At 69.8% G+C, this 23,128-nt stretch carries 16 protein-coding genes and 1 pseudogene; 9 read left to right on the plus strand and 8 right to left on the minus strand.

All coding sequences use genetic code 11. The annotated features are described in order from the left end of the window. Position 1: 1 nt before the first annotated feature. Both cydB and ASF21_RS13375 read right to left on the minus strand, forming a co-directional pair. Positions 2-1,024 (minus strand): cytochrome d ubiquinol oxidase subunit II, encoded by a 1,023-nt coding sequence (cydB, locus tag ASF21_RS13370; protein ID WP_055772171.1) that lies wholly within the window; start codon positions 1,022-1,024, stop codon positions 2-4. Positions 1,025-1,099: 75 nt separating this feature from the next. Next, the gene (locus ASF21_RS13375) at positions 1,100-2,674 is read right to left on the minus strand and encodes a cytochrome ubiquinol oxidase subunit I (RefSeq protein WP_055772173.1); all 1,575 of its coding nucleotides are present in this window, start codon (positions 2,672-2,674) and stop codon (positions 1,100-1,102) included. A gap of 222 nt (positions 2,675-2,896) precedes the next feature. On the opposite strand from ASF21_RS13375, the gene ASF21_RS13380 reads away from it, so the two are divergent. Next, positions 2,897-3,265: a BlaI/MecI/CopY family transcriptional regulator gene (locus ASF21_RS13380; RefSeq protein WP_055772177.1), complete on the plus strand. Its 369-nt coding sequence runs from the start codon at positions 2,897-2,899 to the stop codon at positions 3,263-3,265. 7 nt (positions 3,266-3,272) lie between these two features. Then, positions 3,273-4,265, plus strand: coding sequence for a M56 family metallopeptidase (locus tag ASF21_RS13385; protein WP_055772180.1), 993 nt, complete (start codon positions 3,273-3,275; stop codon positions 4,263-4,265). A 37-nt stretch (positions 4,266-4,302) separates the two neighbouring features. Here the strand turns inward: ASF21_RS13385 and ASF21_RS13390 are convergent, their stop codons facing one another. Beyond that, on the minus strand, positions 4,303-6,411 hold the full coding sequence (locus ASF21_RS13390; RefSeq protein WP_055772183.1) for a DNA gyrase/topoisomerase IV subunit B: 2,109 nt from the start codon (positions 6,409-6,411) through the stop codon (positions 4,303-4,305). Between the two features lie 253 nt (positions 6,412-6,664). Between ASF21_RS13390 and ASF21_RS13395 the strand changes: the two genes are divergently transcribed. After that, entirely contained in the window at positions 6,665-6,886 is a 222-nt protein-coding gene (locus ASF21_RS13395) for a hypothetical protein (RefSeq protein ID WP_055772186.1), read from the plus strand. A 286-nt stretch (positions 6,887-7,172) separates the two neighbouring features. On the opposite strand, the gene ASF21_RS13400 is transcribed toward ASF21_RS13395, so the two are convergent. The 4 genes and pseudogenes from ASF21_RS13400 to ASF21_RS13415 all read right to left on the minus strand — a co-directional run. After that, entirely contained in the window at positions 7,173-8,384 is a 1,212-nt protein-coding gene (locus ASF21_RS13400) for an RNA polymerase sigma factor (RefSeq protein ID WP_055772189.1), read from the minus strand. 310 nt (positions 8,385-8,694) lie between these two features. Beyond that, positions 8,695-10,101, minus strand: a complete 1,407-nt coding sequence (locus tag ASF21_RS13405) for a DUF4192 domain-containing protein (protein WP_055772192.1) — start codon at positions 10,099-10,101, stop codon at positions 8,695-8,697. Positions 10,102-10,183: 82 nt separating this feature from the next. Next, a complete protein-coding gene (locus ASF21_RS13410) occupies positions 10,184-11,524 on the minus strand; it encodes an MFS transporter (RefSeq protein WP_157365919.1) in 1,341 nt (446 codons plus the stop codon). Positions 11,525-11,931: 407 nt separating this feature from the next. Continuing rightward, positions 11,932-12,882, minus strand: a pseudogene (locus ASF21_RS13415) (proteasome assembly chaperone family protein); the annotation flags it as partial. Positions 12,883-13,085: 203 nt separating this feature from the next. Here ASF21_RS13415 and ASF21_RS13420 point away from each other — a divergent pair. The 5 genes from ASF21_RS13420 (at position 13,086) to ASF21_RS13440 (ending at position 20,180) form a co-directional block, all read left to right on the plus strand. Then, a complete protein-coding gene (locus tag ASF21_RS13420; RefSeq protein WP_055772374.1) occupies positions 13,086-14,633 on the plus strand; it encodes a leucyl aminopeptidase in 1,548 nt (515 codons plus the stop codon). Positions 14,634-14,857: 224 nt separating this feature from the next. Then, the gene (gene lpdA, locus ASF21_RS13425) at positions 14,858-16,240 is read left to right on the plus strand and encodes a dihydrolipoyl dehydrogenase (RefSeq protein WP_055772197.1); all 1,383 of its coding nucleotides are present in this window, start codon (positions 14,858-14,860) and stop codon (positions 16,238-16,240) included. Positions 16,241-16,399: 159 nt separating this feature from the next. Beyond that, entirely contained in the window at positions 16,400-18,259 is a 1,860-nt protein-coding gene (gene sucB / locus ASF21_RS13430; protein WP_055772200.1) for a 2-oxoglutarate dehydrogenase, E2 component, dihydrolipoamide succinyltransferase, read from the plus strand. A gap of 206 nt (positions 18,260-18,465) precedes the next feature. Beyond that, on the plus strand, positions 18,466-18,897 hold the full coding sequence (locus ASF21_RS13435; protein ID WP_055772203.1) for an OsmC family protein: 432 nt from the start codon (positions 18,466-18,468) through the stop codon (positions 18,895-18,897). Between the two features lie 380 nt (positions 18,898-19,277). Then, positions 19,278-20,180, plus strand: a complete 903-nt coding sequence (locus tag ASF21_RS13440) for a TIGR01777 family oxidoreductase (RefSeq protein WP_055772206.1) — start codon at positions 19,278-19,280, stop codon at positions 20,178-20,180. A gap of 9 nt (positions 20,181-20,189) precedes the next feature. On the opposite strand, the gene ASF21_RS13445 is transcribed toward ASF21_RS13440, so the two are convergent. After that, on the minus strand, positions 20,190-22,607 hold the full coding sequence (locus tag ASF21_RS13445; RefSeq protein WP_082471558.1) for a serine/threonine protein kinase: 2,418 nt from the start codon (positions 22,605-22,607) through the stop codon (positions 20,190-20,192). A 137-nt stretch (positions 22,608-22,744) separates the two neighbouring features. Here ASF21_RS13445 and ASF21_RS13450 point away from each other — a divergent pair, with 137 nt between their 5' ends. Continuing rightward, the gene (locus ASF21_RS13450; protein WP_055772212.1) at positions 22,745-23,092 is read left to right on the plus strand and encodes a hypothetical protein; all 348 of its coding nucleotides are present in this window, start codon (positions 22,745-22,747) and stop codon (positions 23,090-23,092) included. Positions 23,093-23,128 lie beyond the last annotated feature (36 nt).

The raw sequence follows: 23,128 nt of genomic DNA on the forward strand, positions 1-23,128 counted from the left end.
CTCACAGGGCGTGGACGGCGTGGGCCGCGGGGATGCTCTCCTCGGAGACACGCCGGCGGAACACCCAGTAGGTCCAGGCCTGGTACGCCAGGACAAGGGGTAATCCGATGCAGGCGACGATGCTCATCAGGCCGAGCGTGTAGGGCGAGGACGAGGCATTCTGCACCGTGAGGTCGAACGCGGTGTCGATCGTGGACGGCAGGACCACAGGGAAAGCGGCGCCGAAGATGGACCCGACGAGGACGAGCATCCCGATGCCGAGGGCGGCGAAGGCCCGGCCGTCCCGCCCGGTCGCGGCGGACCTGTAGGAGGCCAGGAAGGCGACCACGCCGAGGACGACGGCGGACCAGGTGACCACGGTGCCGTCGTCGGCCTGGACGAGGAGCGCCCACCCGACGAACGGGATCATGGCGACCGGCAGCAGCCGCCGGAACAGGCGATCAGCCTGGCGGCGGACGCCACCCTCGGTCTTGAGTGCCACGAACGCCGCCGCGTGCACGAGGCAGAAGAGCACGACGGCGACCGCTCCGAGGAGTGCCGGTGGCGTGGCCCAGGCGAACGCCCCGCCGACCCGGTCGCCGTTCGCGTCGAGCGGCAGTCCCGTGGTGGTCAGGGCGAGGGCCGCCCCGATGCCTGCTGCCGCGGTGAAGGAGCCGAGGGCGATGGCCCAGTCCCACCGGTTGCGCCAGGCGTCGCTGTCACGCTTGCCCCTCCACTCGAAGGCCACGGCCCGGAAGATCAGTCCGAGGAGCACGAGCATGAACGGCAGATAGAGCGCGGACAGGAGGGAGGCGTACCAGAGGGGGAACGCGGCGAAGGTTGCACCGACGGCGGTCACGAGCCAGACCTCGTTGCCGTCCCAGACCGGCCCCACGGTGTTGAGCAGGACGCGCCGCTGGGTGTCGCTTCGCGCCATGAGCTTCATGAGCATGCCGACGCCGAGGTCGAAACCCTCGAGGAAGAGGTAGCCGGCCCAGAGCAGGGCGATGAGGACGAACCACACGGTGGGCAGGGCCTCGGTCATCGTGGTGCCTTTCGGGGTGCGGACGGGTGGGGTGCACGGGCACCGATGGCGGTCCCGCGAGGATCGAAGGGCCGGTCAGTACGCGAACGCGAGGACATCGCCGTCGTCCTTCCTGCCGCTCCGCGGGTCTTCGTCGTCGTCGGTGTGGGCGAGTTCGGGCATGGCGGATGCGGTGCCACCCCGGACGTAGGTCACGAGGAGCCTCACCTCGACGACGAGGAGCACGGCGTAGACGGCGGTGAACAGCACGAGGGAGGTGACGAGTTCGGCGAGGGACACTCCGGGTGACACGGCTGCCGCGGTGAACATGAAGACTCCGTCGACGCCGGTCGGATCCGGGTTGGGGGCGACGACGAAGGGCTGGCGGCCCATCTCGGTGAACACCCAGCCCGCGATGTTCGCGCCGAAGGGCGCGAGGATGCCGAACACCGCCAGGCGCATGAGCCAGCGCGACTCCGGGACGGTGCCCCTGCGCAGGACCCACAGGGCGGCTGCGGCTGCAGCGGCCGCGATCGCACCGAAGCCGATCATGATGCGGAAGCCCCAGTAGGTGACCTCCATGACGGGCAGGTAGTCGATCTCGGTGCCGGCGAGGTCGCCGTACCGGGGGTCGTCGGGCAGATTCGTGCCGTACTTCTCCTGGTACTCCGGGAGGAGGGTGTTCACACCCTTGACCTCGGTGGTGAAGTCGCCATTGGCGAGGAAGGAGAGCACCCCCGGGACCTCGATCACGGCGGTGATGTCGTCGCAGCTCTGCGCCCCGAGGTTGCCGACGGACAGGATGGAGAATCCGGTGCCGTCGTGGCAGGCAGCCTCGGCCGCGGCCATCTTCATGGGCTGCTGGTCGAACATCAGCTTGCCCTGGAGGTCGCCGGTGATCCCGGTACCCGCGAACGCGATCATCGCGACGACGGCCCCGGCGCGCGCCGAGCGCAGCCACACGGCGTGGTCGACGGCGTCCCGGGACCCCGTCCGTGCGCCGACGACGACCCTGCCGTCCGCACCGACGGCGTCGATCCCGTCGTGGCGACGCCTCCACAGGTGGTACCAGCTGATGCCGAGGAGGAATGCCCCGGCGACGGCGAGGCATCCGAAGAGCGTGTGGGGGAAGGCGACGAGCGCCGTGTTGTTGGTGAAGACGGCCCACGCGTCCGTCATCACCGGCCTGCCGTCGACCATCTCGACGCCCACGGGGTGCTGCATCCAGGAGTTCGCCACCAGGATGAAGTAGGCGGAGAACACCGAGGCGAGGACCGCCGCCCAGAGCGACATGAGGTGCAGCCGCTTCGGCAGGCGGCCCCAGCCGAAGATCCAAAGGCCCAGGAAGGTGGACTCGACGAAGAAGGCGAGCAGCGCCTCCATGGCCAGCGGGGCGCCGAAGACGTCACCGACGAAACGACTGTACTCACTCCACGCCATGCCGAACTGGAACTCCTGCACAAGTCCCGTGGCCACCCCGACGATGAAGTTGATGAGGAAGAGCTTCCCCCAGAACTTGGTCATGCGCAGATACTGCTCATGACCGGTGCGATGCCACATGGTCTGCATCATCGCCACCAGGAGCCCGAGACCGATCGTCAGGGGCACCATGACGAAGTGGTAGACGGTCGTGATCCCGAATTGCCACCTGGCGATCTCCAAGGCTTCCATGAGACCCTCTCAGCTGTGCCCACCGTCGCTCCGGACGGGACTTCTACGGCGTGTAGAAGAGTTCTTCTACACAGTGTAGAACGATTCCGACTGCACTTCTACGTGGAGTAGAAATGTGCGGCTCGACGCTGTACGTTAGATGCACCACGCCTCATCGCTCCCTGCCGGGAGCGGATCCCCGTCCGAGGCGGGCCGGGATCGCGGAATGACTGAAGGAAGAACATGGCAACGCTCGGAGACCTCGAACGCACGGTGATGGATCTGCTGTGGGCGACGCCGGAGGCGGCCACCGCCAATGAACTGCGGGACGCCATCGCCGAGGCACCGTCGGGAGAAGTGGGACGTGAACTGGCCGTGACGACGGTGCTGACGGTCCTGTCCCGGCTCGAGAAGAAGGGCCTGGTGGAGCGGGAGCGCGACAGCCGCCCTCATCGGTACAGGTCGGTGACCAGCCGCGAGGACCACACGGCAGAGCTGATGCACGAGGTCCTCGTGACGGCCCCCGACCGCGAGGCCGTGCTCGCCCGCTTCATCGGCAGCGTCTCGGAGACCGAGGCGCAGACCCTCCGCAAGCTGCTCGGCGGCAGCTGACCCTCCGATGTTCTGGGCCTCCTATCTCCTGGCGGCTCTCGCGATCATCCTCGCGTGGCCTGCGCCGATCGCGCTGTCACGTGCGTCCTGGCCGGCCCGGGCGCCGTTCACGGCGATGGTGCTCTGGCAGTCGATTGCACTGGCGGGTGGCCTGTCGATGATCGGGGCGATGCTCGTCTGGGGTCTCGAACCCCTGGGGGACAACCTCGTCTCCGCCTCCGTGGGTTTCCTCGACATCCTGATCGACGACGAATCCGCTGAGACACTCGGTGTCGTCCACGTCTTCGCCATCAGCGCGGCGACCCTGCTGTTCGCCCATCTGGTCAGCACCCTGGTCCTGACCTTCATGCGCATCCGGCGCCAGCGCCGCCGGCACCGCGACATGCTGAACCTGCTGAGTTCGCCTGCGGCGGATCAGCCCGCAACGCTCGTGATCAACCATCCCGCTCCGGTCGCCTACTGCCTGCCCGGTGGCGCCCGGTCGGTCACCGTCATGTCCGACGGCCTCATGGACCTGCTGACCCGCGCCGAACTCGACGCCGTGCTGACGCACGAGAGCGCCCACCTGCACCAGCGCCACCACCTGCTGCTGTGGGCGTTCGCGGCCTGGCGCTCCGCGCTCCCCTGGCTTCCGACGTCACGGCTCGCCCAGCGGGCCGTGAGTGAGCTCATCGAGATGCTCGCCGACGACGAGGCTCTGCGCCATGTGGACGAGCCCACCCTCGTGCGGGCGATCGCCATCGTCGGCTCGGGGGCGCTCCCCCGGGCGGAGGACGTCCTGGACGACCCCCTTGCCGACGACCCCGGACGCGACACGAGTGCAGGTGCCGAGGTGACCGGCGGGACGGCCGACACGCGGTCCACGGCGCACCGCCTGAGCCGGCTGCTCACACCGCTTCCACCACTGAGCAGATTCCAGCAGGGTCTGGCCCTCTCGACGGCCGGCCTGCTGCTCGTGGTCCCGCCCGTCCTGCTGGTGGCACCGGAACTGCTCGGCTGAGCCGTGACCGCGGCTTCGCGTCTCCTGAAGAGACGTCTCAGGCGTCGATGCGGTCCCGGTCGAGCGACGACGCTCCGGCCACGATGAAGTCCTTCCGCGGAGCGACATCACTCCCCATGAGGAGGTTGAACACGCGCTCGGCGGACTCCGCCTCCTGGATCCGCACACGCCGCAGCGTACGGTGCCGCGGATCCATGGTGGTCTCGGCCAGCTGGTCGGCGTCCATCTCCCCCAATCCCTTGTACCGCTGGATGGGCGACTTGTAGCGCTTGCCCTGCTTCTCCATCGCCGCGAGCAGGCGGTTGAGTTCCGCCTCCGAGTACGTGTAGATCATCTCGTTCGCCTTCGACCCGCCGTTGATCACCTCGACCCGGTGCAGGGGCGGGACCGCGGCATACACACGCCCGTCCTCCACCAGCGGCCGCATGTAGCGGAAGAACAGCGTGAGCAGGAGCGTGCGGATGTGCGCGCCGTCGACGTCGGCGTCCGTCATCAGGATGACCTTGCCGTACCTCCGGGCATCGAGCTGGAAGCTCCGTCCGGACCCGGCGCCGATGACCTGGATAAGGGCAGCACACTCGGCGTTCGACAGCATGTCGCCGACCGAGGCCTTCTGCACGTTCAGGATCTTGCCCCGGATGGGAAGCAGCGCCTGGTAGTCGGAGGACCGTGCGTTCTTGGCCGTCCCGAGAGCGCTGTCCCCCTCGACGATGAACAGCTCGGAACGCTCCTGGTCGTCGATGCGGCAATCGGCGAGCTTCGCGGGCATGGTCGAGGTCTCCAGGGCGTTCTTCCGGCGCTGGGTCTCCTTGTGGACACGCGCCGAGATGCGCGACTTCATCTCCGCCACGACCTTCTCGAGGAGGAGCGTGGACTGCGTCTTGTCGTTGCGCGCCGAGGAGGTCAGCCGCGCCTGCAGCTCCTTCTCGACGACCTTCGTCACGATGGCCTTCACCGCCGACGTGCCGAGGATCTCCTTCGTCTGGCCCTCGAACTGGGGCTCGGCGAGCCGCACGGTGAGCACGGCGGTGAGCCCCGCGAAGACGTCGTCCTTCTCGATCTTGTCGCTGCCGGCCTTCAGCTTGCGGGCGTTGTCCCCGATGACCTTGCGGAACGTCTTCAGGAGGGCCCCTTCGAAGCCGCTCTGGTGCGTCCCGCCCTTCGGCGTCGCGATGATGTTGACGTAGCTGCGCACGGTGGTCTCGTAGCCGATGCCCCAGCGCAGGGCGATGTCGACGTCGCAGTCGCGCTCGACCTCGGCCATCCTGCTGTGTCCCCGCTCGTCGAGGACGGGGACCGACTCCTTGAACCGACCCGACCCCTGGATCCGCCAGACGTCCGTTACGGCGGCATCGAGGGCCAGGAACTCGGCGTACTCCGAGATGCCGCCGTCGTGCTGGAAGACCTCTTCCACCGGCCCGGACTCACCGGGCGTACCCGGCATCCTCCGCTCGTCGCGCAGCACGATGCGGAGTCCCGGGACCAGGAAGGACGTCTGTCGTGCCCGCGTCTGGAGCTCCTCGTAGGAGAAGGTCGCATCGGCGGTGAAGATCTGGCGGTCCGCCCAGTACCTGATGCGCGTCCCGGTGACACCCCGTTTCGCCGTCCCGACCACGTCGAGGCGCGATCCGTCGAGGAACGGCTCGAAGGCGGATGTGGGCGACGGCGTCCTCGCGTCCTTGAAGGTGCCGGGTTCACCGCGGCGGAAGGACATGGTGTACGTCTTGCCGCCGCGGTCCACGAAGGCGTCCAGCCTCGAGGAGAGGGCATTGACCACACTGGCCCCGACACCGTGCAACCCGCCGGAGGCGGTGTAGGAGCCGCCACCGAACTTGCCTCCGGCATGGAGTTTCGTGAAGACGACCTCGACCCCGGTCAGACCGGTCTTGGGTTCGATGTCCACCGGGATACCACGCCCGTCGTCGTGGATCTCGACGGACCCGTCGGCGTGCAGGATGACGGTGATGCTCTGTCCGTGCCCGGCCAGGGCTTCGTCAACCGAGTTGTCGATGATCTCCCAGAGGCAGTGCATGAGGCCCCGCGAGTCCGTCGACCCGATGTACATGCCGGGGCGCTTGCGGACTGCTTCGAGTCCCTCGAGCACCGAGAGGTGCCGGGCTGTGTAGTCCGAAGTGGGAGGTGTCACGGTGCGGGGGTCTCCTTGGCGGGACGGCACGATCCAGGACAGGAGTCAGGAGGGTGATGGTGGGGATGGCTCTCCGTCAGTTTATTACGGGTGACCGACACCGGCCGGAAGGGCGCGATCGGGGCCTGGTTCCGGGGCTCGGCGACTGCCTCCCATACCCCCGGTACGCCCGGAGCGAAAGGAGGCCCAGCCTGCGAAGAGGCTGCGACGAATAGTGGTTATATGAGTACACGATCCACATGAGGAGGCATTCATGACCACTGCAGTAGCAACTCGCGAACTCACTGCCCTGGACCGCTGTGACCGATGCGGCGCCCAGGCCTACGTGCGGGCGGTCCTTCAGTCCTCCGGTGGAGAGCTTCTGTTCTGCGGCCACCACGCGCGTGCAGTCGAAGCAAACCTGAAGCCGCTCACATCCGAGTGGCAGGACGAGACCCAGCGGCTTCATGAGAAGCCCGTCGTCGCGGCCGACTGACCGGGATCATCCCGCCCCATCCGACGTACGACACCGGCTCCCCCCGTGTACAGGGAGCTGACAAGGAAAGGCCCCCTCCATCGGAGGGGGCCTTTCCTGCTTCTGGACGAGCCACCTGGCGTGCGGGCCCAGCCATCACCTCCGCAGGGCGAGCTGCTGCGCGTTGCAGGCGTGACGGCACGGGAGCCGACGGGACGCCCGGTGCCGTGCTCGAACGACACAGGGCCCCTCCCGAGGGAGGGGCCCTGTGTCGACCGAGCAGGACCGGCAATGCCGGCGTCGCTGATCAGTCGAGGTAGTCGCGCAGCACCTGGGAGCGCGAGGGGTGGCGCAGCTTGGACATCGTCTTGGATTCGATCTGGCGGATCCGCTCGCGGGTCACGCCGTAGACCTTGCCGATCTCGTCCAGCGTCTTCGGCTGCCCGTCGGTCAGGCCGAAGCGCATGGCGACGACGCCGGCCTCACGCTCGGACAGGGTGTCGAGGACGGAGTGCAGCTGCTCCTGCAGGAGGGTGAAGCTGACGGCATCCGCGGGCACGACGGCCTCGGAATCCTCGATCAGGTCGCCGAACTCGGAGTCGCCGTCCTCGCCGAGCGGCGTGTGCAGCGAGATGGGCTCGCGGCCGTACTTCTGTACCTCGACGACCTTCTCCGGCGTCATGTCGAGTTCGAGGGCCAGCTCCTCCGGAGTGGGCTCGCGGCCGAGGTCCTGCAGCATCTGTCGCTGGACACGAGCCAGCTTGTTGATGACCTCGACCATGTGGACGGGGATACGGATGGTGCGGGCCTGGTCCGCCATGGCCCGCGTGATGGCCTGGCGGATCCACCAGGTGGCGTAGGTCGAGAACTTGAAGCCCTTGGTGTAGTCGAACTTCTCGACGGCGCGGATGAGGCCGAGGTTGCCCTCCTGGATGAGGTCGAGGAAGAGCATGCCACGGCCGGTGTAGCGCTTGGCCAGCGAGACGACCAGGCGGAGGTTCGCCTCGAGGAGGTGGTTCTTGGCGCGCTTGCCGTCATGGATCACGAACTCGAGCTCGCGCTTCAGCTTCGGATCCATGTCCGGATCGGCGGCGATCTTCTCCTCGGCGAACAGGCCGGCCTCGATACGCAGCGCGAGGTCGACTTCCTGCTCGGCGTTGAGCAGCGCGACCTTGCCAATCTGCTTGAGGTAGTCCTTGACGGGGTCGGCCGTCGCGCCGGCCGACACGACCTGCTGCGCGGGGGCGTCGTCGTCGTCCGCATCGGAGTAGACGAAACCGGTGGTGGTGCCGACCTCGGCCGCCTCGGGCTTGGCGTCCTCGGAGTCAGTGTCGACGGCGACCTCGATGGCCGGATCCGTCGGCTCGAGCGTGTCCACCGAACCCTGCGCGGCGGAGGCCTTCGCCGCCGCAGCGGAGGAAGCAGCCTTCGTGGCGGGCTTCTTGGCCGCTACCCGTCGCTTGGTAGTGGTGGTACCAGCGTCTGTCGACGCCGGAGCTGCTGTCTTCTTGACCGGCACAGGGGACCTTTCATACGGCGGTGTGTGATGTCATCAGACGGACAACACCACTATGACCCTGTCAAGTCCGCGCTGATCCCAGACGATACCGACGGAGTCCGTTCCCTGGAGAACGGTTCCGCCGACCGAGCTATTCCCTGCCGGCGTGTGCCTTGCGGCCTTGCACGGACGGGCATGCTCGATGGAGTTCTGGTGCACGGACCCAACCGGGTCTCAAATTTCATTGTCTCACGACCGACCGTCGCGCCGGAAATTTCCGTCGGTACCCACGGGCGCGGCAGGATGCACCCGTTACCCCCGTGAGTGCCCGTCACGCAGCGGTCCCACGACCCTGCCCGGCCGTCGCCGTCCATGCCGTCCTTCGGGTCCTGGCCCAGGCGGGCATCCCACCGCGCCGGAGGAGTTCGTGGAGCAGGCGGGCGAGACGATACCCCGGCACCGCCTGCTCGGCGGCGTCCAGGTAGACGGCCGCCCGTGATCCCCTGCCCCGCGCGTAGTCGAACCAGCCGGCCATCGTCAGCGCGGCGGCCCTCGACTCCCCCTCGCCGACCAGAGGGAGGCGACCGAGCACATGGCTCATCGCATCGACGCGTGCCCACTGGATGGTCCCCGCGTAGCGCCCGGCGAGGAGATCGCCGTACAGCCGGGCTGCCTCGTCGAGGAGATGGCCGAGGGAGCCGGGATCCTCCTCCTGCCCGACCGACACGGATGCCGAGGACGTCGCTCCGTGATCCAGCGCCGCCCGGAGCGCCTCGGGAAGGTCGACGCGCTCCGGCACCTGCGCCGGACCGGCGTCGCGAGGGGACGCCGCAGGGGACGCCGCAGGGGACGCCGCAGGGGCCATCGCCCCCGGGCTCCGCGACGGTCGGAGCAGGCCGGAGGCCGCGACGCCCTGCAGGGCTGCGGCGGACCCCAGGCACGCGCTGACCAGGAGGAAGTCGCGCACCGTCCTCGACTCGACGGTGGCGAGCAGGAAGCCTGCGAGCCCCGCGTCGGCGGCGACGTCGATTCCGGGAGTGCCCTCGAGCACGGCATCCCACATCGCTGACGTCGCCCGGAACCGGCCCTCGTCCGCCCATCGGCCTGCACACCGGACGCCGGCGCGGGCCCGGGCCTCCTCGATGTCCGGGCGGGCCCCGTCCGTCCCCGCGGACCCCGACCGGAGAAACGGTGTGGCCCGCTCCACCGCGGCGGGAGCGGACGCGTCGAAGGCGCTGCCGCCGTAGACGAGTTCCGCGTTGAGAGCACTGTCTGTCACGGTGTCGAGCGGCCGGCCCGGCCAGGGGCAGCACTCCTCGTCGCGGCAGAAGTAGTCCCGCCACGCCTCGTGGGACACGTGCCAGCCCGCGCGGACGGGCAGACCGGCAGCTCCGAGCACGGTCTCGAGGGCGCGCACCGTGTCGGACGCCGGCGGGGCGGTGAGCCGCTGCCACTCCTGGCCCGCATACACGAGGACCAGCGTGCCGTCCGCCTCCGTGTCGCCCTCGAGGAAGGACAGGACACCCTCCGCGAAGGTCAGCCGGTCCGTGCCGGAGCACGGGAGGTCGACCCGGAGCGTGGCGCCGAGTCGCCGCTCCGAGGTGGTCAGGACGACGAGGCTCTCCTCGGGCATGAATCCGAGGGCATGGGGTACGTAGGACAGGATGTCGGCGGGCGAGGTGACGGCATAGGCCGGGGACGCGTGGCTGCCCGCTGCGGGGCTCGTGGAGGAGGACATGCGGTCCAGCCTCGTGGCGTGTGCGCCTCCACGCGCGAGGATGCGCTGGTATGTGGACAACGGGTCGGGCCCGCCGACGGACCTAGCCGTCCTGCCTCCGGGCGGCCTTCCGCTGGCGGCGCAGCCGCCGCTCCCGGGCGAGCGCGTCCCGCAGGGGCGGGACCACGACGCCCTGCTCGGCCATCCGCCGTCGCACCCTCCCGCGAGCGATGACCACCGCCGTCGCGCCGGTGGCCAGCACCACGAGCTGGACGGCCATCGCGAGGCGGAAGGAGGTCAGGGCGTAGAGGTCGCCGCGCGAGTACCCACCCGCGAGGAGGAGGTCGAGCACGATCCCGATCACGAACATCGTCAGGAGCGACGCCATGAAGCCGCCGATGTTGACGATCCCGGTCGCAGTGCCCATGCGGGCCGCGGGGTTGAAGGTGCGCGCGAAGTCGAAGGCGATCATCGATCCGGGTCCGCCGACGGCGAGCGCCACCACCAGGAGGGTCAGCAGAGGCAGGGGTGCGGGCCCGGGATAGAGCAGGACGGCGAGCCAGGCAGCCGCCATCAGGCCGGCGATGGAGAGCACCATGGTGGAGCGGCGGAGCGGGTGGCGGCCCACGTAGCGCCCGAGGAGCGGCCCGCAGGCGATACCCACGGCCACGAACAACGTCATGAGCGCGGACGCGGCGCCTTCACCGACCTTCTCCGCACGGACGAGGTACGGGTAGCCCCACATGAGCACGAAGACGGTCCCGGGGAACTGGATGGTGAAGTGGGACCACAGTCCCAGCCGGGTCCCCGGCTGCTTCCAGGCCTCGGCGAGCGACGTCCCGGTCTCCCGGAGGGTCTGGGATCGTCGTTCGCTGCCCGCGACGGGGGAATCGCGGATCACACTGACGGACAGCACGACGGCGACCACCGACAGCGCGGCAGCGGACAGGAACGCGGGCTGCCAGCCGACGCCCGACAGGAGGGCGACGAACGGGATGACGGACACCACCTGCCCGAGCTGCCCGATGATCCCGGTCCACTGGGTGAGCACCGGGATGCGCCGTGGCTCGAACCAGGCGGGGAGGAGTCGCAGGACACTGATGAACGTCGTCGCGTCACCGGCGCCGACGAACAACCGTCCGACGATGCCGGCGCCGACCGAGTCCGCGAAGGCCAGCTGGGCCTGGCCGAGCGCCATCAGCACGCCACCGGCCACGATCAGCGTACGCGGCCCCCACCGGTCCACGAGGACACCCACGGGGACCTGCAGGCCCGCGTAGACGAGCAGCTGCACCACGGTGAAGACGGACAGCTGGGACGCCGTCGCGCCGAACCGGTCCGTCGCTTCGAGCCCTGCCACCCCGAACGTGGTGCGCTGCGTCACGGCCACCAGGTACGCCAGCACGCCCGCCGCCCACACCAGTCCGGCTCTCGAGAAGATCACGCTGCCCATTATCCCGTGACGTCCCCTGCGCTACCGCCGTCCTGCGGCTCTGCCGCCTATGACGATGCCCACCCGCCTGGTCGGCGGATGGGCATCGGCGGCGCGGTACCGGTCTGTCCGACAGGGTTCCGGCCGCGGGGATCAGGCGGGATCCGGTCGCCGGATCGAGGCGCGGGGACGCGTGCGGCAGCTCAGGAGGGCGGGCGGGTGCCGGACGGGCCGTCGTCGTCCGTCGACCCCGGAGCCCCGATCCCGGACCCGTCGGCGGCGTCGGACCCGCCCGCAGCACCGGACTCGCCCGATACCGCTCCATCCGGAGCGCTGCCGTGCGAGCCGTAGTCGATGGGCGTCGTCCCCAGGAACTCCGTGTCCCACAGCAGCGTCGACTCCTCCTCCGCCTGGGGGCTGGCGAGATAGGCCTCGACGGCGGCACCGAGTTCGTCGGCGCTCGCCAGTTCGCTGTTCTCCTTGACGAGCAGCGACCGGCGGGCCGCCCCGTCGGCGTACTCGTCGTACCGCTGCTCGAGGGACGTGACCACGGACTGCACCTCGGTGGAGTTCCCCACCTGCCGGGCGATCTGCCGCTCGACGTCGCGGCCCGTCTCGCGCAGCCTGTCCGTCGGCAGGACGAGCCGCGCCGACGCGCCGAGGTACTCGAGTCCGGCGACGGCAGCGGGCGGGTACTCCGCCTCGGCGAGGTAGTGCGGGACGTGGATGACGTGCCCGACGACGTCGTTCCCGGCCTCGATGAGCCGCATCTCGAGGACGTGCCCGATCGACGCCTGGAACTCCGCCGTCGGCCGCCACGCGCTCATGCCGTCGATGAGGTCGGGACGGTTGCCGTGCACGGTCACGCCGAGGGGGCGCGTGTGCGGGACGGGCATGGGGATGGCGTGCACCCAGGAGACGATCGAGACCTCGAGGTCCTTCACCAGGCCGACGACGGCGCTCGAGAAACGCTCCCACTGCAGGTCGGGCTCGAGTCCGGTCAACAGGAGGAACGGCTCGCCGAGGCCGTCGTACAGGCGGTGGAGGCCGAGGCGATGCGGCCGGTAGTCCGTCAGGTGGTCCTCGACGAAGGTGATCCTCGGACGCCGCCCGCGGTAGTCGATGAGCTGGTCGGCATCGAACTCGGCGACGGGCTCGTGCTCCAGCACCTCCATCAGCTCCTCGCTGACCTGGGACACCACCTGGCCGGCGTCCATGAAGCCGGTGAGGCTCATGAGCAGCGGGAGGCCCTTGGTCGCGGGGTCGTCGAAGACGTCGGTGTTGATGTTGTAGAGGGTTCCTGGATCCAGCATGGCTCTCTCCTTGCTCCGTGGTCCTGCAGGCGTCAACGCCACCCGGACCGGCTTCATTCCGGGGAGCGGGAGGATGGGGACCGCGGGGCCGGGCGGCAAGCGGCGGATGCGGATCGCGCGGTATGCGTCCTGCGAACGGCTGCGGGGCACCCGCGGCACAGAGACTACGATCGTCAGGACGGTTCCCGGACCACCAGATACCGGAACCACGCAGCATGCAGCATCTGGACAACCCATCCGGACACGAGGAGACAGATTCCGTGATCAAGACGAGCGAACTACACCTGACGGCTTCCGCGAAGGACATCAAGAAGATCCCGAGCGACGCGCTCGTGATCGCGGTCGCCAAGGGGACGGACGGACCGGTCCTGCTCGAGAACCCTCTTCCCGCCAAGGCTGCGCGCGCCCTCGGTGACTCGCTGCAGGTGCTCGGGATCACCGGGGCGGCGGACGAGGTGCGCAGGCTCCCCGGCCTCCCGGAGACCAGCGCGGACTCGCTCGTCCTGTCCGGCGTCGGTCCGGTGTCCGCGGACGCCGAGGTGCCCGCCGAGACCCTGCGCCGCGCGGCGGGAGCCGCGGTCCGCCAGCTCACCGGGCTCGACACCGTGGTCATCGCACTCCCCGCCACGACGGTGGCTGCGGCGACAGCCGTCGCGGAAGGCGCCGCCTTCGGCGCCTACAGCTACGAGGGCCACAAGTCGGGCATGAAGGCCGACGGGACGATCGCCCCGGCGACCGACCGAGCGGCCGTGCGCAACGTCGTCGTCCACACGGCCGTGGCCGACGACGCTCAGCTGGCTCCCGCCCTCCGGCGGGCCACCATCCTCGGGAAGAACGTCAACACCACGCGCTCCCTCGTCAACCAGCCGCCCAGCCACCTGTACCCGGAGACCTTCGCCCAGGCGGCCAAGGACCTGACGCGGGGTCTGCCGATCAAGGTCACGGTCATGGACGAGAAGCGCCTCGAGCGGGACGGCTACGGCGGGATCCTGGGCGTCGGCAAGGGTTCGTCGCGTCCCCCGCGCATGGTGAAGGTCGAGTACTCCCCCGCCAGGCCCGCCGTGCACCTGGCCCTCGTGGGCAAGGGCATCACCTTCGACTCCGGTGGACTCTCGCTGAAGCCCGCTGCGGGCATGCAGACCATGAAGCTCGACATGGCCGGTGCCGCCGTCGTCCTCAGCACCCTCCTGGCCGTCGCCGAACTGGGCCTTCCCGCCAAGGTCACGGCCTGGCTCTGCCTCGCCGAGAACATGCCCTCGGGTACCGCGCAGCGCCCCGAGGACGTCCTGTCCATCTACGGCGGACGCACCGTCGAGGTCCTCAACACCGACGCCGAGGGCCGGCTCGTGATGGCCGACGGCCTCGCCGCCGCGAGCGAGGAGGCACCCGATGCGATCATCGACATCGCCACGCTCACGGGTGCGCAGATGATCGCCCTGGGCACGCGGGTCTCGGGCGTCATGGGCGACGACGGCGTACGTGACGCCGTCAAGGCCGCAGCAGACCGCGCGGGCGAGCAGTTCTGGCCGATGCCGCTCCCCGAGGAGCTGCGGCCGAGCCTCGAGTCCCAGGTCGCCGACATCGCGAACATCGGCGAGCGGAACGGCGGCATGATGACCGCAGCCGTGTTCCTGCGGGAGTTCGTCGGCCAGGTCGACGGCGAGAAGATCCCCTGGGCGCACCTCGACATCGCGGGTCCCGCCTTCAACGAGGGTGCGCCCTACGGCTACACGCCCAAGGCGGGCACCGGCGTCGGCGTCCGCACGCTCCTCGCCTACGTCGAGGACACCCTCGCCCGCACGGTCTGACCGGGGGTCCGTCCGGCGGGCGGCCCCTCCGGCGCGTGAGAAAGCGCACATCACGACCCCACGGTGCGTCCGGCGCCGACTTCGAGTAGAAGCCGGATGCACCGTGGGGATAGGGTGAAAAACAAAGCACACGAACGATCAGCGACCGCATCGCGACCGCATGAGCAAACGATCCACCAACCGACGCGCAGGGCGCGTCCCAGACCACGCGAGGGAGCGTTCAAGTGGCCGCATCGGCAACTGCGCAAGAATTCGACATCCTGGTACTCGGCGGAGGAAGTGGCGGATACGCCGCCGCACTCCGTGCCGTGCAGCTGGGCTTCACGGTGGGGCTCATCGAGAAGGGCAAGCTCGGGGGCACCTGCCTGCACAACGGCTGCATCCCCACCAAGGCCCTCCTCCACTCCGCGGAGATCGCCGACGGCGCCCGCGACGCCGAGAAGTACGGCGTGAAGGCGACGTTCGAGTCGATCGACATGAACGCGGTCAACGCCTACAAGGACGGCATCATCGCCGGTAAGTACCGCGGCCTGCAGGGACTCATCAAGTCCAAGGGCATCACCGTGATCGAAGGATCGGGCAAGCTGGCGTCGGAGAACACCATCGACGTCGACGGCACCGTCTACACCGGAAAGCACATCATCCTCGCCACCGGGTCCTTCTCCCGCAGCCTCCCCGGCCTCGAGATCGGCGGCAAGGTCATCACCTCGGACCAGGCCCTGACGATGGACTTCGTGCCGAAGTCGGTCATCATCCTCGGCGGCGGCGTCATCGGCTGCGAGTTCGCCTCCGTGTGGAAGTCCTTCGGCGTCGACGTCACGATCGTCGAGGCGCTGCCCTCGCTCGTGCCCAACGAGGACGCGTCGATCGTCAAGAACTTCGAGCGCGCCTTCAAGAAGCGCGGCATCAAGTTCAACACCGGTACCCGCTTCAAGTCGGTCGAGCAGAACGACGACGGCGTCGTCGTCTCGCTCGAGGACGGCAAGACCTTCGAAGCGGACCTCATGCTCGTCGCCGTCGGCCGCGGACCGGTCACGCAGAACCTCGGCTACGAGGAGGCAGGCCTCACCATGGACCGCGGCTTCGTCATCACCAACGAGCGCCTCCACACCGGTGTCGGCACCATCTACGCGATCGGCGACATCGTCCCCGGCCTGCAGCTGGCCCACCGCGGCTTCCAGCAGGGCATCTTCGTGGCGGAGGAGATCGCGGGCCTGAAGCCCGTCGTCGTCGCCGATCTCAACATCCCCAAGGTCACCTACAGTGATCCGGAGATCGCCTCGGTCGGCTACACCGAGAAGGCCGCCCGCGAGAAGTTCGGTGACGAGAACGTGCTGACCCACGAGTACAACCTCGCCGGCAACGGCAAGAGCTCGATCATCGGCACCGGCGGCATCGTCAAGCTCGTCCGGGAGAAGGACGGCCCCATCGTCGGTGTCCACATGCTCGGCAGCCGCATGGGCGAGCAGATCGGCGAGGCACAGCTGATCGTCAACTGGGAGGCCTACCCGGAGGACGTCGCCCCGCTGATCCACGCACACCCCACGCAGAACGAGGCGCTCGGCGAGGCGCACCTCGCGCTGGCGGGCAAGCCGCTGCACGGCTGACGCCCGTCCGGGAGCCGTCACACGGTCCCACGAGCCTGGTCCACGCCCCGGAGGCGTGGACTAAGCTCGGAACCAGGAATCTCACGCACGTCCAGCTGAGCGGGCCCCGCTCGTCGATCAGCTGTCAGGAACGATCTACGAAGGAGAAACGGGCGCATTATGTCTGAATCCGTGAACTTGCCCGCTCTCGGTGAAAGCGTCACCGAAGGCACCGTCACCCGCTGGCTCAAGCAGGTCGGTGACCGTGTCGAGGTGGACGAGCCGCTCCTCGAGGTCTCCACCGACAAGGTCGACACCGAGATCCCGTCGCCCATCGCCGGCGTCATCGAGGAGATCCTGGTGGCCGAGGACGAGACCGCCGAGGTCGGCGCACCGCTCGTCCGGATCGGCGACGGATCGGGCAGCAGCGATTCCGGAGATGCCGCTCCGGCCGAGGACTCCGCACCGGCCGAGGCCTCGCAGCCCGATACATCGGAGGCACCGCAGGCGGAGGCCTCGTCCTCCGACGGTGGGACCGGCGCAGGGAGCGATGACGCCGGATCGGGCGAAGGCACCGAGGTCACCCTTCCCGCCCTGGGCGAGAGCGTCACCGAGGGCACCGTCACCCGCTGGCTGAAGGCCATCGGCGACGAGGTCGAGGTCGACGAGCCCCTCCTCGAAGTCTCGACGGACAAGGTCGACACGGAGATCCCCTCGCCCGTGGCCGGCACCCTGCAGGAGATCCGCGTCAACGAGGACGAGACCGCCGAGGTCGGCGCGGTCCTCGCCGTCATCGGTGCCGGGGCCTCCGCCCCCCAGAAGGTCGAGGCCGCGTCGGGTGAGCCGCTCGTGGCCGCGCCCGCCGAGGAGCGCGAGGACGCCCCCACGGAGAAGCCCGGCTCGCACCACGAGGCCGAGCGGGCCTCCGGTACGTCGGAGCCCGACGACGACGCGAGCGGCGCATCGGCTCCGCAGCCCGCCGCTGCTGAGAAGCCCGCTGAGAAGCCGGTGGAGAAGCCCGCAGAGAAGTCCGCGGACAAGCCTGCCGGGACGGCGTCCGACTCCAGCGGTTCGGATGCGTCCGCGTACGTGACCCCGCTCGTGCGACGCCTCGCGAACCAGAACGACGTCGACCTGTCCACGGTCAAGGGCACCGGGGTGGGAGGGCGTATCCGTAAGCAGGACGTCCTCGACGCCGCCGAGGCCCGGAAGGCGGCGCAGGCGGAGCCCGCTCAGCAGGCCGCGCCGGCGCCCGCCGCTCCCGCTGGAGGCGCAGCGCCGTCGAAGCCCGCGGCGCCAGCCGTCGAGCCCTCGAAGCTGCGCGGCACCGTGGAGAAGGCCCCGCGCATCCGCCAGACCATCGCCAAGCGCATGCGGGAGTCCCTCGAGGTCTCGGCGCAGCTGACCCAGGTGATCGAGGTCGACATGACCCGGATCGCCAAGCTGCGGACCGCGTCGAAGGACACCTTCCTCGCGCAGAACGGCGCGAAGCTCACGTTCCTCCCCTTCATCTCGAAGGCCGTCACCGAGGCCCTGAAGCAGCACCCGAAGCTGAACGCCTCCTTCGACGAGGAGAAGAAGGAAGTGACCTACCACGACGCCGAGCACCTGGCGATCGCGGTGGACACCGAGAAGGGCCTGCTCGTCCCCGTCATCAAGGACGCCGGGAACCTCAACCTCGGTGGTCTCGCCAAGAAGATCGCCGATGTCGGATCCCGGACCCGTAACGGCCAGATCGGTCCCGACGAGCTCTCCGGCGGCACGTTCACGATCACGAACATCGGCTCCGCCGGTGCTCTGTTCGACACGCCGATCATCAACCAGCCGCAGGTCGGCATCCTCGGCACGGGCATCATCGTCAAGCGCCCGGTGGTGATCACGGGTGCGGACGGCGACGACACCATCGCCATCCGGTCGATGATGTACCTGAGCCTGACCTACGACCACCGACTGGTCGACGGCGCGGATGCGGGACGCTTCCTGCAGACGCTCAAGGCTCGCCTGGAAGGCGGCGCCTTCGAGGCCGATCTCGGCCTCTAGCAGCAACCCGGGCCGTCGCGTCCGCACGGAAGCCGCTTCCCCCCGGGGAGGCGGCTTCCGTCGTCCCGGGGTACCCGTCCGCCGTCATCTCCGGTGCAGCCCGCAGCCCGGCGCAGGTGGGGCGGGGCAGGACGCGGATCTGCTCCTAGGATGGGAGGGAAGTACCGGACGCGACCTCCGCGTCCGGACGGACAGCAAGGAGAACCATGGCTACCGTTCGCACAGCCCACACCATCTGGAGCGGGGATCTGCCCTCGGGCTCGGGGCAGGTCACACTGGATTCCTCCGGCCTCGGAACCTACGACGTGACCTGGAAGGCCCGTGCAGAGCAGTCGGAGGGCAAGACCAGCCCCGAGGAGCTCATTGCCGCCGCACACTCCGCCTGCTTCTCCATGGCCTTCAGCCACGCGCTCGGCGAGGAGGGCAAGACGCCCGACCGCGTCGAGACCAAGGCCGAGGTCGACTTCCAGCCCGGCACCGGGATCACCGCGATCCGCCTCACGCTCGACGCCACCGTCCCGGATCTCTCCGAGGAGGACTTCCAGCGTGTCGCGCAGGCCGCGAAGGAAGGCTGCCCCGTGTCCCAGGCGCTGGCCGGAGTGAAGGACATCTCCCTGACGGCGACACTGCACAGCTGACCCCGGGCGGTCCGGCCCCGCATCGGGTCCAGGACCGCTCACAGGTCCGCTCACGGGCCGCACGAGGAGGCCTCCGGATTCGTTCGGGGGCCTCCCGCATGTTCGGAGTCGATTCGTCCGCCGTGGTACGACCTGCGCGACGTCGGCGGTCGGTGAGGCCGATGACGCCCCGCCACGCCGGGACGCCAGAGCGTTCGCGGTGCACGACACCGTGCGCCGCGTTGCGGCGTCACCGCATCAGCGCGGGGGCCGACACCGTTCGCCGCGTTGCGGGGTCACCGCATCAGCGCGGGACCGACACCGTGCGCCGCGTTGCGGCGTCACCGCGTCCGCTTGGGGGCCCGATACCTTTCGTCGCGCACAAGTGGTTCGATGGGAGCATGCGTATCCTTCTCGCCGGCGCGTCCGGGACCATCGGCACAGCCCTCGTCCGTCAGCTCGAGAAGAACCACGAGGTGACACGCCTCGTGCGGCGCGCTCCCAAGGGGGCCGGGGAGGTCCGCTGGGACCCTGCACGGGGTGAACTGGACGTCGCTGCCGTGGAGCAGGCCGACGCCGTGATCAACCTGTCCGGGGCGGGAATTGCCGGCGGTCTGTGGACGCGGAGCTACAAGGAGACCCTGTACTCCTCCCGGATCATGCCCACGAGGACCCTGGTGCGGGCGATGCGGCAGGCGGCCCACCCGCCGGAGGTCTTCATCAGCCAGTCGGCGTCCGGTTACTACGGCGACCGCGGTGACGACGTGCTGACGGAGGAGGCCTCCTCGGGCGAGACGCTGCTCGCGGACATCTGCCGTCGGTGGGAGGCGGAGGCACTCGCCGCTCCCTCCTCCGTGCGGGTGGTCCTCCCCCGCACCGGCATCGTCATGGCCACGGAGGGGGGCGCGCTGCCCAACCTCCTGATCCCGATCCGGGCGTTCATCGGGGCTTCGCTCGGGTCCGGCCGCCAGTGGTGGCCCTGGATCAGCTTGAATGACGAGATACGTGCCATCGAGTTCCTCCTCACGGCTGACCTGGCGGGGCCCGTCAACCTGAGCGCCCCGACGCCCGCGACCCTCGACACCATCGCGCTGCAGCTGGGGAAGGCTTTCCACCGACCGGTGTGGCTGCGGGCCCCCGCCTTCATCCTCACAGCGGCCATCGGACAACTCGGCTATGAGCTCCTCCTCGTGAGTACCCGGATGCAGCCGCGCGCCCTCACGGCGTCGGGCTTCTCGTTCGACGAACCGACCCCGGAGGCGCTCGCCGCCTGGGTCCGTCGGAACGTCGGATCGAAGCAGTAGCGGGATCCTTCAGGCAGGGGGCTCGATCGTGGAGTGGATCCGCCAGCCCCCGCCCGAATTCCACAGGACGAAGATCATGTCCTGACGGCCGGCCGCCATCAGCGACGGTGATCCGCGTTCGTCGGCCGGGACGGTTCGTTCCTCGGTGTAGGAGGACAGCGCCGCGGTGGCCCGCACCAGGGACACGGTCGTGCCCGACGGAGCATCGCCGACCGCCGGCGAGTCCGCGAGCGCCGTCATGGCTGCTTGCTCGTCACCGGTGAGGGCCCGGGGCTCCCTGATGCTGATCGTCAGGCCCGGGAACGTGATTCCGGACGTCGCCAACGACTCCAACGCCTCGCGGTCTGCCGTCATCGCCGGAGATCCCTCCACATCGATCCTCGACAACAGGGACGGGTCCGCGGTCGCGAAGGCCTCCGCCCGCAGATTCGCGAGGTCACCGAGCGCGATCAGCGGGTCCTCGCCGGCGGGACCGTCGCGGCCGGGCACCCGCGGATCGGCTGCTTCCAGGACCCCCCGACCCGGATCGCCCTCCCCCACCTGGTCGTCGATCTCCTCCTCATCCGCGCCCTCCTCCCGCCCCTGATCGGAGCCGGTCGCCGGGGCGCCTCCGTCCTCCCGCGTCGCCCCCGTCCCCGGACTCCGCCCCGACCCGCCGGCCTCCGGACCATCCTTCGTCCGCGCCTCGCCGCCGCCCCGTCCCGGTGTGTCCGCCGTCACCGTTACGGGCGCGGACAGAACGCCCGGACGCAGCGGACCGCTCACGGTCAGTGCCAGCCCGGCAACCAGCAGGGCCAGGGCGAGTACTCCCGCCACCAGGGCGGCACGGCCGCGCAGGATCCCGTCCCGCCCATCGCGCGGACGCGACCGGAGGGAGCCGAGGGAGCCGGTGGCGGGCCTGCCGACCAGCGCCGCACCACCGCGTGCGCCTGAGGCCACGCCCGGGGCGATCAGGGAACCGGGGCGGACCGCCACCGCGGCGCGCTCCCCTGCTCGGGCACGCGGGGCCCTGATCGGCGCCCTGCCGGATCCGGGACGCGGAGTGCCTGGCCCGGCGATCCGCTGCTCTTCTCCGGGCGCGCGCCGTGCATCTGCCTGCGGAGCCCCACGTCGCCACGCCGGGCGCAGGACCGCCACCAGGCGCCGCCAGCCCGTCGGCTTTCTGTCCGACGGGACGGACGCACGGCGGGTCAGGAGTTCGGGAAGGACACTGGGGTGCACGGCGGGCACCAGGTCGACCGGTCGGGCCGCCGCACTCGAGAGGAGGGTCCGGGCGAACTGCTCGGCGGTCGGGCGGCGTCGGCGATCAGCGCTCAGGCCGTCCTCGATGAGGTGCATGAGCGGCGCCGGGACCTCGGGCACCATCAGCGAGAGCGGAGGTCGCTGCTCCGTGGGGCCGGAGACGCGTCCGGTCATGGCGAACCAGGACACCGCAGCCAGGGCGAAGACGTCGGCTCCCGGGTCGAACCCGCCACCACCCGAGGGATCGATGAAACCGGGCGTCCCCCGGGACCTCGACGCATCCGTTCCGAGCAGCTGACCCGTCCCGAGATCAGCGAGGATAGGCCTCCCCTCGTGGCTGAAGAGGATGTTCCCCGGTGTCACGTCGCCGTGCACAGCACCGGCGTCGTGCAGGTACTGCAGGACGTGCGCGATGGGGACCAGCGACGTCACGACCTCGGGGATGGGCAGCGGACCCCGGCCCGCCACCAGGGCGAGGATCGATCCCCCTGCCGCAAGCTCGGCCAGCAGGGCCGGGCCCTGGTCCGTCGGGACGATCCGGTGCACGCGCAGGAGGTGGTCGTGGGTGAAGCGCTGCAGCAGGGCGAGCTCACGCGCGAGCCCGTCCGCCCCCGGAGGCGTCCCCGCCATCCGCCGGGCCGACGGCGCCTCCGTCGCACGTCCGAAGAGCTTGGTCGGCTCTTCTGACACTGAAGTGGGCAGCTCCGCGGGTGCCGGCGCCCTCCGCACAGCGGAGATCGAGGGCGATGTCCCGGCAGAGCGACGTCCGCGCCGGGCGGGGGACGACGACGCGCTCGGCGCGGCGGCATCGCCCACGAGAGAACGGGGTGGGAGGCCGGCCGATCCGCCGCTTCCAGCTCGCGCCCGTCGGTTCGGGCGTTCGCCGCGCCGGCCTCCTCCAGCCTCCACGGCCGCGCCGGCGTCCTCCGGACAGGGGCTCGTGCGGGACGGCTCACCCACATCCGACGGCGTCATCGGCACCTTGAGGGCGAAGCTCAGGCCGGCGGCGTCGGTGACCTGCCACACCACGGAGGCGCCTCCCCGCCCGAGCAGGCGTCCTACCGACAGTCCCGCCACCACGGGACGCGCGGGCTCGTCGTGCGGCCACGGGTCGTCCTGGCGCAACCGGGCGGTATCGTCTGCATCCGGGTCCGGGGAGGGAGGGCAGGAGGTGGGGTCATCCATCCATCTGTTCTAGGCGATCACGGCGTCGTTCCGGAGGTTATCCACAGCCTTCCCGGCCTCGCCCATCTGCGGAGCTTGCCCGAATAGAACATGTGTTCTATTTTTAACATACATCCGGCGATCGGGACAGGGACGTCATGCGGAACAGCACCACCGAGAGCGGGATGACCTGGAGAGCGCTCGACGACCCCCTCGTCCTGCACTTCTCGCAGGTCGATGGCGAGAAGCGACCGGAACGGATCCTCTGGCGTGGTTCGGAGTGGTGGGTCATCGGAGTCACCCGTCACTGGACGACCTGGCGCGCACTGCCGGTCCTCGGCCCGGATGCCGTCGGATCGTCGCCCGTGCGGGAGTTGACGGCGCACTTCTGGCGCTTCGGCGCACAGACGAACCCCGCCGGGCCCCTCCTGCATTTCGAGGTGCGGAGCGCCGGGCACGAATGGCGGCTGGCGCGCCTGGCGTTGACCTTCTCCGTCCCGGAATGATGCTGTGCCGTTCGAACCCCGGCACTCGTGTCACCG

This window comes from Arthrobacter sp. Leaf234, from assembly GCF_001422665.1.
Taxonomy (GTDB): domain Bacteria; phylum Actinomycetota; class Actinomycetes; order Actinomycetales; family Micrococcaceae; genus Arthrobacter_D.

What these genes read in the sequence shown, in the direction of transcription:
- cydB (WP_055772171.1), bottom strand. Translation starts at nt 1,024, where the DNA reads ATGACCGAGGCCCTGCCCACCGTGTGGTTCGTCCTCATCGCCCTGCTC.
- ASF21_RS13375 (WP_055772173.1), bottom strand. Translation starts at nt 2,674, where the DNA reads ATGGAAGCCTTGGAGATCGCCAGGTGGCAATTCGGGATCACGACCGTC.
- ASF21_RS13380 (WP_055772177.1), top strand. Translation starts at nt 2,897, where the DNA reads ATGGCAACGCTCGGAGACCTCGAACGCACGGTGATGGATCTGCTGTGG.
- ASF21_RS13385 (WP_055772180.1), top strand. Translation starts at nt 3,273, where the DNA reads ATGTTCTGGGCCTCCTATCTCCTGGCGGCTCTCGCGATCATCCTCGCG.
- ASF21_RS13395 (WP_055772186.1), top strand. Translation starts at nt 6,665, where the DNA reads ATGACCACTGCAGTAGCAACTCGCGAACTCACTGCCCTGGACCGCTGT.
- ASF21_RS13405 (WP_055772192.1), bottom strand. Translation starts at nt 10,101, where the DNA reads ATGTCCTCCTCCACGAGCCCCGCAGCGGGCAGCCACGCGTCCCCGGCC.
- sucB (WP_055772200.1), top strand. Translation starts at nt 16,400, where the DNA reads ATGTCTGAATCCGTGAACTTGCCCGCTCTCGGTGAAAGCGTCACCGAA.
- ASF21_RS13435 (WP_055772203.1), top strand. Translation starts at nt 18,466, where the DNA reads ATGGCTACCGTTCGCACAGCCCACACCATCTGGAGCGGGGATCTGCCC.
- ASF21_RS13440 (WP_055772206.1), top strand. Translation starts at nt 19,278, where the DNA reads ATGCGTATCCTTCTCGCCGGCGCGTCCGGGACCATCGGCACAGCCCTC.
- ASF21_RS13445 (WP_082471558.1), bottom strand. Translation starts at nt 22,607, where the DNA reads ATGGATGACCCCACCTCCTGCCCTCCCTCCCCGGACCCGGATGCAGAC.
- ASF21_RS13450 (WP_055772212.1), top strand. Translation starts at nt 22,745, where the DNA reads ATGCGGAACAGCACCACCGAGAGCGGGATGACCTGGAGAGCGCTCGAC.